At 43.5% G+C, this 14,003-nt stretch carries 12 protein-coding genes and 1 riboswitch; of the genes, 1 reads left to right on the top strand and 11 read right to left on the bottom strand.

What is annotated here, in order from left to right; all coding sequences use genetic code 11:
* Nucleotides 1-53: 53 nt before the first annotated feature.
* The 4 genes from ACLGGR_RS06310 to ACLGGR_RS06295 form a co-directional block, all read right to left on the bottom strand.
* Nucleotides 54-1,067: an ABC transporter permease gene (locus ACLGGR_RS06310; protein ID WP_061110245.1), complete on the bottom strand. Its 1,014-nt coding sequence runs from the start codon at nt 1,065-1,067 to the stop codon at nt 54-56.
* Nucleotides 1,064-2,560 (bottom strand): sugar ABC transporter ATP-binding protein, encoded by a 1,497-nt coding sequence (locus ACLGGR_RS06305; RefSeq protein WP_410972717.1) that lies wholly within the window; start codon nt 2,558-2,560, stop codon nt 1,064-1,066. The genes ACLGGR_RS06310 and ACLGGR_RS06305 overlap by 4 nt, the downstream gene beginning before the upstream one ends.
* A 69-nt stretch (nt 2,561-2,629) precedes the next feature.
* Nucleotides 2,630-3,748: a sugar ABC transporter substrate-binding protein gene (locus tag ACLGGR_RS06300; protein ID WP_122632237.1), complete on the bottom strand. Its 1,119-nt coding sequence runs from the start codon at nt 3,746-3,748 to the stop codon at nt 2,630-2,632.
* 170 nt (nt 3,749-3,918) lie between these two features.
* Nucleotides 3,919-4,028: riboswitch (SAM riboswitch) on the bottom strand.
* Nucleotides 4,029-4,125: 97 nt separating this feature from the next.
* Nucleotides 4,126-5,553: a right-handed parallel beta-helix repeat-containing protein gene (locus ACLGGR_RS06295; protein WP_410972716.1), complete on the bottom strand. Its 1,428-nt coding sequence runs from the start codon at nt 5,551-5,553 to the stop codon at nt 4,126-4,128.
* 368 nt (nt 5,554-5,921) lie between these two features.
* Here ACLGGR_RS06295 and ACLGGR_RS06290 point away from each other — a divergent pair, with 368 nt between their 5' ends.
* On the top strand, nt 5,922-7,013 hold the full coding sequence (locus tag ACLGGR_RS06290; protein ID WP_410972715.1) for a branched-chain amino acid aminotransferase: 1,092 nt from the start codon (nt 5,922-5,924) through the stop codon (nt 7,011-7,013).
* 196 nt (nt 7,014-7,209) lie between these two features.
* Here the strand turns inward: ACLGGR_RS06290 and ACLGGR_RS06285 are convergent, their stop codons facing one another.
* From ACLGGR_RS06285 to ACLGGR_RS06255, 7 genes are all read right to left on the bottom strand, one after another.
* Complete coding sequence (locus tag ACLGGR_RS06285) at nt 7,210-7,608, bottom strand: hypothetical protein (RefSeq protein ID WP_142946184.1); 399 nt, start codon at nt 7,606-7,608, stop codon at nt 7,210-7,212.
* A 118-nt stretch (nt 7,609-7,726) separates the two neighbouring features.
* Nucleotides 7,727-9,055: a 6-phospho-beta-glucosidase gene (locus ACLGGR_RS06280; RefSeq protein ID WP_142946183.1), complete on the bottom strand. Its 1,329-nt coding sequence runs from the start codon at nt 9,053-9,055 to the stop codon at nt 7,727-7,729.
* The gene (locus tag ACLGGR_RS06275; protein WP_003215078.1) at nt 9,052-9,378 is read right to left on the bottom strand and encodes a PTS lactose/cellobiose transporter subunit IIA; all 327 of its coding nucleotides are present in this window, start codon (nt 9,376-9,378) and stop codon (nt 9,052-9,054) included. The genes ACLGGR_RS06280 and ACLGGR_RS06275 overlap by 4 nt, the downstream gene beginning before the upstream one ends.
* Before the next feature lie 26 nt (nt 9,379-9,404).
* Nucleotides 9,405-10,754, bottom strand: coding sequence for a PTS cellobiose transporter subunit IIC (celB, locus tag ACLGGR_RS06270; protein WP_410972714.1), 1,350 nt, complete (start codon nt 10,752-10,754; stop codon nt 9,405-9,407).
* A 14-nt stretch (nt 10,755-10,768) separates the two neighbouring features.
* Nucleotides 10,769-11,074: a PTS sugar transporter subunit IIB gene (locus ACLGGR_RS06265; RefSeq protein ID WP_003214824.1), complete on the bottom strand. Its 306-nt coding sequence runs from the start codon at nt 11,072-11,074 to the stop codon at nt 10,769-10,771.
* Between the two features lie 122 nt (nt 11,075-11,196).
* Nucleotides 11,197-13,140, bottom strand: coding sequence for a BglG family transcription antiterminator (locus tag ACLGGR_RS06260; RefSeq protein WP_410972713.1), 1,944 nt, complete (start codon nt 13,138-13,140; stop codon nt 11,197-11,199).
* Between the two features lie 237 nt (nt 13,141-13,377).
* Nucleotides 13,378-13,992 carry a class F sortase gene (locus ACLGGR_RS06255; protein WP_251216147.1) on the bottom strand — a complete coding sequence of 205 codons (615 nt, stop codon included), beginning with the start codon at nt 13,990-13,992 and terminating at the stop codon, nt 13,378-13,380.
* Nucleotides 13,993-14,003: the final 11 nt, after the last annotated feature.

Below are 14,003 nucleotides of genomic sequence, written 5' to 3'. Positions count from 1 at the left end.
CTTTCCGTTTACTAGACGGAGAGAGGACTCGAATGGTTTTAAAAAATACGCAGTTAGCCTCGTTGCTTGTAATATGTCAGCGCCAGCGCAAGGGCCAGCACAGAGCCTTTCACAATATCCATTGCATAATAAGGGACAGACATCATCACCAGCCCATTTTGTAAGATCCCGATGAGTACAGCCCCGATAAAAGTGCCAAATGCGTTCGGCTTACCTGCTCCCATGACGGAAAAACCGATAAAAGCAGCCGCTACTCCATCCATTAAATATGGTGCACCAGCATTAATTTCTGCTGTCATGACCCTTGATGCCAGTACGATACCGCCGATCGCTGCAAATAACGCAGAAAGCAGATAGGCCGCAATTTTGTATTTGTTCACATGTATGCCAGACAATCGAGCCGCTTCCTTATTCCCACCGATGATGTACATGAATCGGCCGTGCTTTGTGTAGGTCATGAAAACATGTGCAAATAGTACAATGGCAGCCATAATAAGAATGATATATGGCACCTGTCCAATTTTGCTAAAAAAGGCAGGTATCGTTCCCGTTGAGAACGTGCCATCGGGAAGCACCATATTTTCAGAAATGGTCGCCCCTTTCGTATACGTTTGAGCCAGCCCTTGAATGATAAACATCATGGCTAATGTCATGAGCATATCTGGAATTTTCATTTTGACGATCATCCATGCATTTATCAATCCAACAATGATAGAAGCCGCTAGCGCAGAGAGGATTGCAATCAGTGGGTTTTGCGAGAACCATACGAACATAGAAATGACAATCGCATTTGATAGCGTAGCGACTGATCCAACTGATAAATCAAAGCCGTTTACTGCCAATGAGATGGTTAAGCCCACCGCAATGATGGTCACAATTGAGATAGACCGTAGAATATTGATGATATTTCCTGACTGCAAAAACGCTGGATTTGCTGCCGCAAATACCACAATCAACACGACAATGGTTAAGATCGTCCCATATCGATAAAAGAAATCAAACAGATGAAAGGATGGCCGCTGTTTTTTGATTTGCTGCACAGGGGCTGGAATTTGTTGTTCGCTCATGATTGTCCTCCTGTTGAATGATATAAAAGCTCCTCTTCAGTCGTCGGTGCGGTCATTTCCCGGGCAATGCTGCCATCATATAACACGTATACTCGGTCAGCGATACCTGCAATCTCTGACAGCTCACTCGACGCATAAATCACAGATTTTCCGCGGGCGGCAAGCTCTGCAATCAAAGTGAAAATATCTTTTTTCGCTCCAACGTCTACACCTTTGGTTGGTTCGTCAAAGAGATACACATCTGCCTCAGCCAGCAGCCATTTTCCGATAGCAACCTTCTGCTGATTTCCACCAGATAGGTGCTTCACCTTTGCTTCAAGAGACGGCGTTTTGACACCAAGTCGTTTGACGATTTCGTCTGCTTCCCGCTTTTCCTTCGAACGATGTAAGAAGCTGAATATCCTTGAAAATGAATGAAGACTTGCAGCCGTTAAGTTCCACCCCACGCTCTCTTCGGTCAGGATCCCTTCTTTTCTCCGCTCTTCAGGCACAAGGGCCATTCCAGCTCTCACAGCTTGATGAGGCGAAGTGATGCGAATGGTTTGACCATGAAGCTGCACGGACCCCGTCTTTTTTTCTGAGGCACCGAAAAGGGCTTTGCACAATTCTGTTTTACCAGCACCGACAAGTCCTGCGATCCCGAGAATTTCTCCTTTTTTGACATAAAAGTGAATGTTGTTTAATTTGTGTTGATCGTTTAGCTCTTTCACTTCAAGCACAACAGGTGCATCTTTTAGTGGCCTGCGAGAAGGGAATTGCTCCTCTAATGGTGCACCTAGCATTTCTTCAATGACCTGCTGCGGATTTGTGTCTTTGACAAGGTGAGCTGCGACATCAGTTCCATTTCGCATCACAGTCAGTTCATCGCAGATGGTGAATATTTCAGGCATGCGGTGAGAGATAAACACGATCCCCGTCCCATTCTGTTTCAACCGATCAATCATTGAGAATAATTTGCTTGTTTCTGCATGACTAAGCGGAGCCGTTGGTTCATCTAAGATTAAAATGCTGCATTTAATCGAAACGGCCTTGGCAATGAGCACCATCTGTTTTTCGGCAAGGGTCAGATCGCTGACAAGTCGTTTTGTGGAGATGTCGATGTCCATTTCTTTTAATAGCTGCGCCGCCTTGCGATGCAGCTCTTTCCAGCTGACAAATGTTTTTTTCTCAAGTTCATGCATCATCATATTCTCACCAACAGTTAAGTAGGGAACAAGAGCCGTATCCACTTCTTGATGGACCGTCTGTACACCATATGAGGATGCATCCTTTGGGGTTTGAATGGATGCCGCCTGGCCATTGATGTGGATGGTTCCGTCGAAGTGAGAATGAGCGCCAGAAAGAACCTTCATTAACGTTGATTTCCCAGCTCCATTCGCTCCAATCAGTGCATGGACCGTCCCTTTTTTTAATGTGAAATTCACTTGATCTAACGCTTTGACCCCTGGAAATTCAATTGAAATATTCTTCATACGAACAAGCGGCGCTGTCATAGGTGTCCTCCTTCTCTTGATATCATCTGAAAAACGAAACACCCTCTATGGAAAGAGAGTGCACGTCGCTTATTTTGTATAATGCTTCTTCAACGTCTTCATCCAATCTTCCTCAAAAGCAGTCGATGAACCGAATCCTTTCACTTCGTCTGCAAGATTGACCATGTTAATGGCTTTTCCTGCTTGTTGAAGCTGCTTTTGCGAGATGAGAGAGGCCTCAAGGTCATAGGAAGATGGTGTTTTCTCACCAGCTATTTTCTTCGCAAGAATCCTCACGTCGACTGCGCCGATAAGCTTCGGATCAACCGCTGCTGTGTACTTCCACGGACTGTCCTTCGCTGTCATTTCTTGAAGATCCGCATTTGATACATCAATCCCATAAATCTTCACTTCTGTTCTTCCTGCTTCCTTTAACGCTCTTGCTGCCCCAATGGCAAAGGCATCCCATGTGGCAAAAATAGCGTCCAGCTTGCCCTTTGGATACTTATTCAGCATGGCTGCTACTGCATTTTGCGTTTGAACAGACGTATCAGAGGAGGCAATACCAAAGCGGTCAAGCTCCTTAATCCCTGAATGTTGTTTAAGCGTTTCTTGATAGACCTTATTTCGTCTCACCATTGGCGGGAATCCATCTACCCAGAGGTACGCAATATTTGCTTTTCCTTTAAAATCAGACACGAGCGCATCTAATGATTTTTTCGCTAATTGCTCGTCATCTTGAGATGTCACTGTGACCCCTTTGATGTCCTTCAGCTTAGGATTCGAATCAAATGCTACAACTGGAATGCCTTTCGCTGTGATCTTTTTCACATCAGCGACTGTCGCCTCGTCGTCCCCGTGAGAGATGATAAAGCCGTCATAATTTTCTTCAAGCGCCTGAGATATGGCATCATGGAACTTCGCTGTATCTCCATTTGCGGTGTAGACATCTACCGTAAAGCCGAGTGCTTCACCTTCTGCCTTGGTTCCAGCTAAAAATTGAGCTGTATGATCGTCTCCTCCAATTTTGCGGATGACTTTAATTTTTGCTCCCTGTCCCTTTGCAAATCGCTTCGGTACATTGTCAAAAGAGACTTTTTCGTTCGTATTTGCCTTTGAGCCTGCACTTGATCCAGTGCCGCAGCCTGTTAACAGGACGGTTAATGCCGTTAATAAGACAAGAAATGATGTAAAATGCTTACGCTTCATTGCTGTTCCTCCTCAAGTTGTTTTAATTTTTCACATCGGAAAACTAGGTAAAAAAGTGGAAATACGCCTGTAAAACAGGCATTTGATTCAAAAAAGAGACGAAAAAAAGCCTCTCTTGGAAAGAGAGGCTTGATCACCGTTGCATGAAACATGTATCGGGAAGTCTTCCTCTCTTATCTGTCAAAGCTGTAACAGCTTTGCAGGAATTAGCACCAATTTCTAAAATAGAAACGGTTGCTGGGCGTCATAGGGCCAGTCCCTCTGCCTCTCTTGATAAGAGATCCGTTATGAAATTTGTTTTCGTTGAAATGTCTTCTTTACTTTAATGTGATGTCACATCAATGTCAATGACTTTTTTGAAAATTTCTAAAATATCATCAGCTTCCGATGATTTTCTTCGCAGGTGATGATTTTTTCAGACGGAAATCATATTTTTTCTCATTCACAAATTGCGGGTTAAGATGTGCTGATCCTTTATCTTGACCGCTTTTAGAGAGATACGTTTTGTAGCCTTCCAACCATTTCCCGTGCCATACCCACTGTGATGCTTTCGCACCTTTGCGGTCATCATAAACGTTCTTCTGGAAGGTATTCTTTTGGTTCACTTGATAAAGATTCACGACTAAGTAATGTGAGGCACTAGCTGTCATGATATTATTCGTGATTCGATTGTTCACTGCTTGATATTGCATCAGCAATTGACCGCCTTCTAAGCCGGCTGTGTCATTTTTGTACAAAGTATTATGTGAAATCGTCGTATTGGTTGTACCGCCCCGCTTCTTATCATAGCCGCCAATTGAAATGCCTGTATAACGGTTCAAATACACTTGATTGTGTTCGATGCGGATGCGGTCCGCCATTTTTCCTTTATGTTCGCTTGTGACTTCAATCCCCAGGTCATTGTGATGTGAAATATTATGATCGATCACAATGTCTTTTCCGCCATCGACATAAATTCCGCCAGCGGAGATGTCGCTTCCATAGGCCGGGTTCCCTGCACTCGTAATCTCATATACTTTGTTTCTTGAGACAACACCATTTCTAACTTGATCATACTTTTTAGAGGGTGCTACGTTCTCAAAACCAATTAAATCAATGCCAATATTATCAGTGTGCCGGACCGTGTTATGTGTCACACGGAACTTTTTGACGTTTCCATTTAGCACAAGCGCTTCACTGAAGCCCAGCTTTAATTTTTCAACGGTATTTCCTTTAATTTCAATGTCTTCAATGGCTGCAGGAGCTTTTGTCCCATAGACAGCAATTCCATGTGCATTTCCATCTTCATGTTTCGTCTGAATGTCATACACTCGGTTATTGAGCAGTTTGACGCCTTTGCCGCTTCCTTTGATGAAAATACCAACTGGTGTCAAATCTTCTTTATTCGTCTTAAGATGTGCTACAGTCAGGCCTTTGAGGGTGATGTAGCTCTTTTGATCGATCGTGACAAGACCGCCATCGGCTTGATTTCCTTTAAGGGAAGCCCCGCTGATCACAGGTTTTTCTTTTCCGTAAGCTTGAAAGACAACGGGGGCTTTCTTTGTTCCTGAATGGCGGACAATCAACTTTTCTTTATATGTGCCGCCTCTCATGTAAATGGTTGACCCAGCCTTTGCCATACTTGCTGCTTTTTTCAGTGTACGGAAAGGTTTTTGCTTAGTTCCCGGGTTTTTGTCGTTTCCGTTTACCGCTACGTAATAGGCTGTGCTTTGCTTAGCTCCAGCCTCATCTGTCATCGCCTGACAGCCAAAGCTGATCACGGTCATGAATAAAATGAGTAAAATGCCTGGTATCGCTCGTTTCATCTTGTTGTTTGCTCCTTTCCCTTCTCTTCTTCCTTTATCGGTTAAAAAAAAGAGGATTAAAATATGACAATGTCCCTTGCAATGTACTAGTCAAAAGGTGTATGGTTGAAAGAATATCTTACAGGAAAACCATTCGTTTTTAAATTGTCAGATTAATCAGTCAATAATGTATTTGGATTTTATTTCTTTTTTAAAAAGGGGTGACATGAGCCAAACTGACAGCAGAGAGAAGGAAAGCGCTTTAACAGATTTTTCTTGTCTGAATTACAGAAAACCTATTGCTAATATTTTGTGAAGGTATAGAATAGAATCATAATTATTTCATATTATTAGAATTTTCAAATAATCAAACAGCAAGGAGATTTACAATGCCAAAACAACCCATCCGCGTTGAACTTAGTTCAACAAAAAAACCAAAACCTCAATCTGATCAACTTGAATTCGGAAAAATCTTCACAGATCACATGTTTGTGATGGATTATTCAGTTGATAAAGGCTGGTACGATCCAAGAATTATCCCTTATCAGGCCATTCCAATGGACCCAGCTTCGATGGTCTACCATTATGGTCAATCTGTTTTTGAAGGCTTAAAGGCTTATGTTTCTGAGGATCAAAAAATTCTCTTATTCCGTCCGGAAAAAAACATGGAACGCTTAAACAGATCCAATGACCGCCTCTGTATTCCGCAAATTGATACAGAAACAGTATTAGAGGGCTTAAATGAACTCATTCGCATTGATAAGGATTGGGTACCTGATGCAGAGGGCACTTCCTTGTATATTCGTCCATTCATTATTTCCACTGAGCCGTATTTAGGCGTTGCACCGTCTAGCACGTATAAGCTGCTGATTATCTTATCTCCAGTGGGATCATACTATAAAGAAGGCATTCATCCGGTCAAAATTGCAGTTGAAAATGAGTTTGTCCGTGCCGTTAAGGGTGGAACAGGAAATGCCAAAACAGCTGGAAACTACGCCTCAAGCCTTAAGGCACAGCAAGTTGCTGAAACGAAAGGATTTTCACAGGTTCTTTGGCTTGATGGGGTCGAGAAAAAATACATTGAAGAAGTCGGCAGCATGAATATCTTCTTTAAAATCAACGGAGAAATCGTGACGCCTGAATTGAACGGCAGCATTTTAGAAGGCATCACGCGTAACTCTGTGCTTGAGCTGTTGAAGCATTGGGGAATTCCAGTAACAGAGCGCAAAATTTCAATTGATGAGTTAATTGAAGCACATCAATCTGGCGAGCTTGAAGAAATTTTTGGGACTGGAACGGCGGCCGTCATCTCTCCTGTCGGGGAATTAATTTATCATAATCAGCCATATGTGATCCAAAATGGTCAAACAGGCGAAGTATCGAAGAAATTGTACGAAGCCATTACTGGCATCCAAAAAGGGACACAGCCAGACATCTTCGGCTGGACAGTTGAAGTTGACTCAGTCGTCAAGCAAGCATAAGCATGTAAAAGAACCTTTCAGTCATGAAGGGTTCTTTTTTTAGCGTTCTTTGGTATTTGCATTGGATCGATCATCATAGCTACTGGTTTCGACGATTCACCGTTTTTCACCCGGTTTCTATTTAATTTTCTAGGAATTTCTATCTTTGTTCTTTCTATTACTTCGAAATAGACTTAGTCGACCAATCTGCTTCCCATCAAATCGTGCACCAAAACAAGACCGATACCCCAACAATCGCCCCTGCGTATATCCACTGTTTCCCTTTGATGCTCCGCTTTCTTTCGATCAGTACAAAGATCTCCGGTAAAAAGACGATGATGATTTCTAGGATAAGAACAAGATAATAAACAAATGGCATCGGCTGGAAATCAAAATTTCCTGCATCTCCTCCAACCGTTGTGAAATACATCAACAGGTTGGTCACTGGAATGGTGAAACAAACAAGCAGGCGGAGAACATAAATCCACACATACTGTCTATGCCGAATAAGACCAACAAACGAAGCAATAATGCCATACAAAAACAAGATCACTGTGCCATAACTCATTACAGGCTGTACGACAAACCCGTAAAGCATTAAACCAATTGCAAGCATATTCAAACAGTCCTTTCTTTGAAGCCATACATGCTGTTTTTTCTATCATACACTTCTTTCTTGAATTTCCATATGGGACAATGATAAAAAAACGACCCCTTAAAGGGGCCATTTTATTTTATGCTTTGACTGATTTGAAGAATTGCGGTAAATATTCACGGTGCGCTTCGAGCATTTCATCTAAAATTTGCTTGGCAATTTCGTCAGATGGGACGAGTGGGTTGATCGTCATCGCCACAAGAGCCGTTTCGTAATCTCCAGTCACAGCCGCTTCTGCTGCCACACGCTCAAATGATTTGATTTGTTGAACGAGCCCTCTCACAGCTACAGGCAGATCACCTGTCGCTATTGGTTTTGGTCCGTCCTTTGTAATGATACAGTTTACTTCAACCGCTGACTCAGCCGGAATGCTGGCAATCGCCCCTCTGTTCACTGTATTGACTGGCTGAATGTCGTGCTTATCATTATAGATGGAGCTGATTAAGTTACAGGCCGCATCGCTGTAATAGGCCCCGCCCCTTTTTTCAAGCTGCGGTGGTTTAATCGACAAATCAGGATCTTTATAAAGCTCAAATAATTCCTGCTCGACTTGCTGTACAACCTCTGCTCGTGTTCCTTTTTCTTGAGCCGCCTTTTGCTCTTCTTCCAGCATATCTTTCGTTTTATAGTAATAGCGGTGATACGGACATGGGATGACCCCTAATCCTTTCACAAAAGAAGGCTCCCAATTTTTCGCTTCAATGTTTTTCATAGACCACTGGCTGTTCGGATTTCCTAGTTCATCAAGCACTTGATCCATAATGCTGACACCGTCTAAATATACGTCTAATCCATAGACCATATGATTGAGACCGGCAAACTGTACCTCGATGCGTTCAACGTCCACATCAAGCGCTTTGGCAATCCCCATTTTGATCCCAATCGGTACATTGCATAGACCGACCACTTTTTTTAGATTCGTGTATCGTAAAACAGCTTCTGTGACCATTCCCGCTGGATTTGTAAAGTTCACAAGCCATGCGTCTGGGCAAAGCTCTTCCATATCCTTCACAATGTCTAGAATGACTGGGATGGTCCGAAGGCCTTTAAATAAACCGCCTGGTCCGTTCGTTTCCTGTCCGATGACGCCGTATTTAAGCGGTATTCTCTCATCCTTTGCCCGTGCTTCCAGCAGTCCTACACGAAATTGTGTCGTCACAAAATCTGCATCCTTCAAGGCTTCCCGGCGATCAAGAGTCAGGTGTACCTCAATCGGCAGACCCGCTTTTTCAACCATACGTTTCGCCAAAGCACCCACGATGTTTAACTTTTCCTGACCCGCTTCAATATCCACAAGCCATAATTCCTTTACAGGCAATTCTTGATATCGTTTAATAAACCCTTCGACGAGCTCAGGCGTATAGCTCGATCCACCGCCTATTGTGACAATTTTGATTCCTTCTTTCATGAATTGACACCTCCGAGTTGCTTCATTTTTTCATGGAGCTCGATGATTTCCGCTGCGAGCTCCTTGACGGTCATTGCGTTCATGAGATGATCCTGCGCATGAATCATTAAGAGGCTAATATCCGTCTTTTCGCCCCTGATTTCTCCTTGGATCAGCTCTGTCTGTGCGTGATGCGCCTCATTTAACGCGTCTTGTGCTTCCTGCAATTTTTGCTTCGCCTCATCAAAGTTTCCTTGTTTTGCACATGTAATGGCCTCCATCGCGGAGCTTCTGCCATTCCCGCCGTGCAGGATGAGTTGAAACACAATTTGTTCCATTTCCATCGGCCGCATCCCCCTTGTTCCCTCTATTACATGCTGACGACATTTTCATCAGTTGATGCTTTTGTTTCTAGCTCACTTTCTTCTTTGAATTTCTGCTTATCCCACATTCTAAAGAATGGATAGTATAGAGCAAATGACAGCGCAAGGTTAATCAGCTGCATGACAGCACCAGAGATTTTGCCTCCTGTTGCGAGATAGCCTGAAATGATTGGCGGCATGGTCCATGGGACAGCGATCCCTGCCGGTTTTGCCACAAGCCCTGTGCTCATTCCGATATATGTGGTGATGATCATCATGATTGGCGTAAGGATAAACGGAATGAGGAGCATTGGGTTCATCACAATCGGCATTCCAAAAATGATCGGTTCGTTGATGTTAAAGATGGCTGGCCCAATGGCAAGGCGGCCAAGCTGTTTCATTTGTTTACTTCTGGCACGTAAGATCATGGTCAGCACCAAAGCTAGCGTTGCACCGCTTCCGCCGACGTTGATGAAGATTTCAAAGAACTGCGCTGTGAAAATATTCGGCAGCACTTCTCCTGCTTGGAATGCAAGACGGTTCTCATCCATTGCACCGAGCCAAATTGGCCCCATGACGCCACCGACAATGGTTGCTCCGTGAATACCACATGCCCATAGGAGCATTTGCACACCCATTGCAACGATACTGCCGCCTAAGCTGCCACCAAGAATGGAAAGCGGTGTACCAATTAAGACCGTGATGATATTATGAATACTCTCAAAAGGTGTCATCTCAATCACAAGTCTAGCGACCCAGATCAGTGTGATGACCACAAAACCTGGAATAAGTGCAATAAACGATTTACTGACTGCTGGCGGTACACCATCAGGCATTTTGATGACGATGTTCCGCTGTACAATAAAGCGGTAAATTTCGGTTGAAAGCATGGCAATAATCATGGCAACGAATAAACCTTTACTGCCCATCAGTGTGACAGGAATGCCCCCGCCCACTAGGATAGCTTCTGTTGAGCCTTCAGGTGTGAAAGGTACTTGATATGGAGTAGCCAAAAGGAAAGCCGCAACAGCGATCGCACCAGATGATAGTGCATCAACGGCATACTTTTCAGCTAGCCTGTAAGCAATCCCGAAGGTTGCAACAAGTGCCATAATGTCAAAGGTTGCATTCACAGGATAGGATAGTTTCGTGGCCCATTCTGCTCCGAAGATACTTGCCATAAAATCGCTGTATCCTGGGATCGGAAGGTTGGCTAAAATGAGAAACAGTGAACCGACAATAATGAGAGGCATCGTTAAAACAATTCCGTCACGCAATGCTTGTAAATGTCTTTGAGCGGCAATCTTCCCTGCAAACGGCATGACCTTCTCTTCTAGAAATCGGTTGAATCCATTCATCCCCTCCGCCCCCTTTATCCGTTCACTAGCTGTTCAGCAGATTTTAAAACCTCGGCGCCATTACATACGCCATAATGCACGGTATTAATGACGTCTACTGGTATTCCTTTTTCTTCTCCGAGCTTTTTCATTTGCGGTAATAAATATCGAACCTGAGGTCCTAATAAAAGCACATCGGCTTGATCAATATGATTTTTCGCAGAATCTCCAGATACTGCCCAAATACGATAATCTTTTCCTTGTTCTTGTGCGCTTTTCTCCATTTTTGTGACAAGTAAGCTTGTGGACATACCTGCTGCGCAAACCAATAAGATGTTCATGTGTAAACGCCCCCTTTTCAAAGTGTGAAGCTATTCTTTACACATTCATCATATTATGAAACCGCTTTCATAAACACCCATACTTTTTCCTTTAGGAAGCGGAAAAAGTTAATATCACACAGTTAGTTCTTGTACGAAGGAGCCTTTTTATACATGATATCAAGCATGTCTTCAAATGTATCACAGGCGATCAGGTGATGAATGAATTTCACATTATGCACAAGCTCCCCAAGCAGGCGGTACATGCCTTTTAAATCTTTGGCATTCTCTTTTTCGACACAAAGCAGGCAGACAAATTGAACCTTTTTCTCTCCCCAAATGATTGGTTTTTCTAATGTACATATCGCCCAAAACGTCTCATCTGTCAGCGGCGTCATCGGGTGCGGAATCGCCGTATAATGTCCAAAAGAGGTAGGAGCAGCCTCTTCTCTTTCCATGACAGATGGTGTGAGCTCAGCTGGCGCTAATCCCATATCGATGACTTTTTGCGTTAAAAAGGTGATGACCTCTTCCTTTGTGTGAAAGGCCCGTTTTGTAAAAACCAATTCCTTTTTCATATATTGCGAGGCCAATGTCACCCTTGTTTCACTCGTCAGGGCTTCTTCAATTTTTAAAAAATCGCCGCCTCCCAAAATGGTGTTCACTTGAATGACTGGAACCGGTAATTCCATATGAATTGGAATCGTTGTAATAATCAAATCCAGGGCATGTAAAGAGACATGCGGCAGCGAATATAGCTCTGCTGTTCCTAAAATGGTCAGCTTTGATCCAAATTGTGAACGCAAACGATCCTGCAGCAGCCTTGCACTCCCTGCACCAGACGCACAAACAATGAGACACCGCTTCGGCGGGATCTCCATTTTCCTCCGCTCTAAAGCCGCACCAAAATGAAGCGCCATATATCCGATTTCATTCTCATGGATACTCAGCCCCTCCTCTTCTTCAAGAACCCTGCTGGCGATAATCCCCGCTTCAAAAGCAAGGGGATACCCCGCTTTTATTTCATCAAGCATCGGATTTCTTAAGTTCATTCCATATTTACAGCGGTTTATCGCAGGCTTTAAGTGCAGACTGAGTCCAATCATTAGTTCCGTATCGCCGGCTAAATCAAGCTGCAATTTTTGATCAATGGCTTTCAGCATGAGCTGTACAAGCCGGCTCGTGTCATCATCTACAATTTGTTTTTGACCGCTCGAAGAAAAGGACTGTACCATTTTGGCTGTTCCTAGCAAATGAATGGCGATATAGACGATTTCCTCTTGTGGAAATGAGACATCCAGCAGCCCTTCAAGACGCTCCACCATTTTTTTAGCGACCTTATATTCCTTTGCCCGGGGAATTTCGCTGATTTCCTCTGGAAGAACAGATACATAGTTTCCGTGTCTAATTCGTTTGCAGGCAATGGCGACATGAACGATTAAATTATTCATGCAAATGTCTGATAGATTCATACCTTCCTCATTGATATAATTGATCATTGTTTTCTGAATCAATTCGAGTTCATGCTTTGGCAAAATCGTGACTGCTGTGTTCAGCATCGTTTGATAAGAACGACGTTCATTGAATAAATATTCTGACATACAATAACGGATTTTCATCTCTGATCCCTTGATCCGGCAGCCTTTGCTTGGCTTCGCTTCCAGCTTCAGATCAAAGGGCTCCAGCTTACGTTTGACCGATTTCACATCGTTGCTCATCGTTGATTTACTAATAAACAGCTGCTCCTGTAAATCCTCCAGCTTCACATAGGATTCTGCCAAAAGAAGCCTTTTTAAAATAAACCGAACACGCTCCTCTGGCAGCACAGCAAGCGGCTCTTCCTGCTCGACCTCCTCCTTCATAAAACGGCGAAAGGCATTCTCATCGTTGATCAACAGCTCATAACCAGCTCCTCTAACAGCTGTTACTGCCGCTTGATAAGGGGCAAGACGGTCGTTCAGTTCCTTGATGTCTGTACGAATGGTGCGGCTTGTCACTTGTAAACTGGCAGAAAGTGCAGCGCTTGTGAGCGGGGTCTCAGCTGCCATGAGCTGACTTAAGATGTGCGCCAGTCTTTTACTCAGCATCAGATCGGCCTCCTTATGTAGGGATGGAGAATCTGCCTTGTCTGGACAGGTTGTATACGCTTGCAGTTCTCTTCATTACTCATATTCTACTGAAAAGAAATAAAAATTGCCAACTCATTTATATGACAAATGCCCCTATTTATACAACTAACCATATCTAATGTCCTATGAATCTTTTTCAAAGATACTTGCGAAAACCACGAAAAAAAGGCGTACACCATCGTGTACCCGCCTTCTTTATGAAGAGATCAGCTGGGTAAAGACAACCAATCTTTTTTCATGCGTACCTGCTACATGATCAAATGTCCCTGTACAAGTGATTAAATTGAGATTCCGTGTAAAGGCGTATCCAAAAAACGCATTAGGCTTCTCTTCACGCGGATAGCTTCTTACTTTTATGACTTCAAACGTTCGCTTTTTTCCTGATGAGGACGTGACGGTCACCTTGTCTCCCTTTTTTAGCTCCTTTAATCGATAAAAAACCGATGGACCCCATTTATTATCTACATGGCCGTTCATGACGGCATTCCCTTTATCTCCCGGCTTTGGACCATCTTCAAACCAAGCCGTGTTGTCTGTATCCTGAGGGACCCCCATACTGCCATCCTTTGATAAAGCTGTTTTCTCCACTTTTGCTTTGACATCAATCGCAGGAATGGCGATTTCAGCTGGTACAATGCCAGACGGCTCGTCTTTTAATGTATCGTGTGAGTGGTTTTCTTTCTCAGCTTGATGTGTGGTCATTTCATTAGAAACTGGTATGTTTTTTGAGGATGACGATTCATCCATTGACTGTGATGAACAGCCTGTGATGATGAGAAGCGAAAGAATACTGAGCAGCCAATTCTTCATCTAAGCCGGCC

Source organism: Bacillus sp. BD48, assembly GCF_046566805.1.
Lineage (GTDB): Bacteria > Bacillota > Bacilli > Bacillales > Bacillaceae > Bacillus > Bacillus safensis.
This window is presented reverse-complemented; position numbering and strand designations above follow the sequence as displayed.

Bases quoted from the DNA above. Each gene is read 5' to 3' on its own strand.
- ACLGGR_RS06265 (WP_003214824.1), bottom strand. From the start codon at position 11,074: ATGAACATCTTATTGGTTTGCGCAGCAGGTATGTCCACAAGCTTACTT.
- ACLGGR_RS06290 (WP_410972715.1), top strand. From the start codon at position 5,922: ATGCCAAAACAACCCATCCGCGTTGAACTTAGTTCAACAAAAAAACCA.
- celB (WP_410972714.1), bottom strand. From the start codon at position 10,754: ATGAATGGATTCAACCGATTTCTAGAAGAGAAGGTCATGCCGTTTGCA.
- ACLGGR_RS06310 (WP_061110245.1), bottom strand. From the start codon at position 1,067: ATGAGCGAACAACAAATTCCAGCCCCTGTGCAGCAAATCAAAAAACAG.
- ACLGGR_RS06295 (WP_410972716.1), bottom strand. From the start codon at position 5,553: ATGAAACGAGCGATACCAGGCATTTTACTCATTTTATTCATGACCGTG.
- ACLGGR_RS06280 (WP_142946183.1), bottom strand. From the start codon at position 9,055: ATGAAAGAAGGAATCAAAATTGTCACAATAGGCGGTGGATCGAGCTAT.
- ACLGGR_RS06255 (WP_251216147.1), bottom strand. From the start codon at position 13,992: ATGAAGAATTGGCTGCTCAGTATTCTTTCGCTTCTCATCATCACAGGC.
- ACLGGR_RS06275 (WP_003215078.1), bottom strand. From the start codon at position 9,378: ATGGAAATGGAACAAATTGTGTTTCAACTCATCCTGCACGGCGGGAAT.
- ACLGGR_RS06260 (WP_410972713.1), bottom strand. From the start codon at position 13,140: ATGCTGAGTAAAAGACTGGCGCACATCTTAAGTCAGCTCATGGCAGCT.
- ACLGGR_RS06285 (WP_142946184.1), bottom strand. From the start codon at position 7,608: ATGCTTGCAATTGGTTTAATGCTTTACGGGTTTGTCGTACAGCCTGTA.
- ACLGGR_RS06305 (WP_410972717.1), bottom strand. From the start codon at position 2,560: ATGACAGCGCCGCTTGTTCGTATGAAGAATATTTCAATTGAATTTCCA.
- ACLGGR_RS06300 (WP_122632237.1), bottom strand. From the start codon at position 3,748: ATGAAGCGTAAGCATTTTACATCATTTCTTGTCTTATTAACGGCATTA.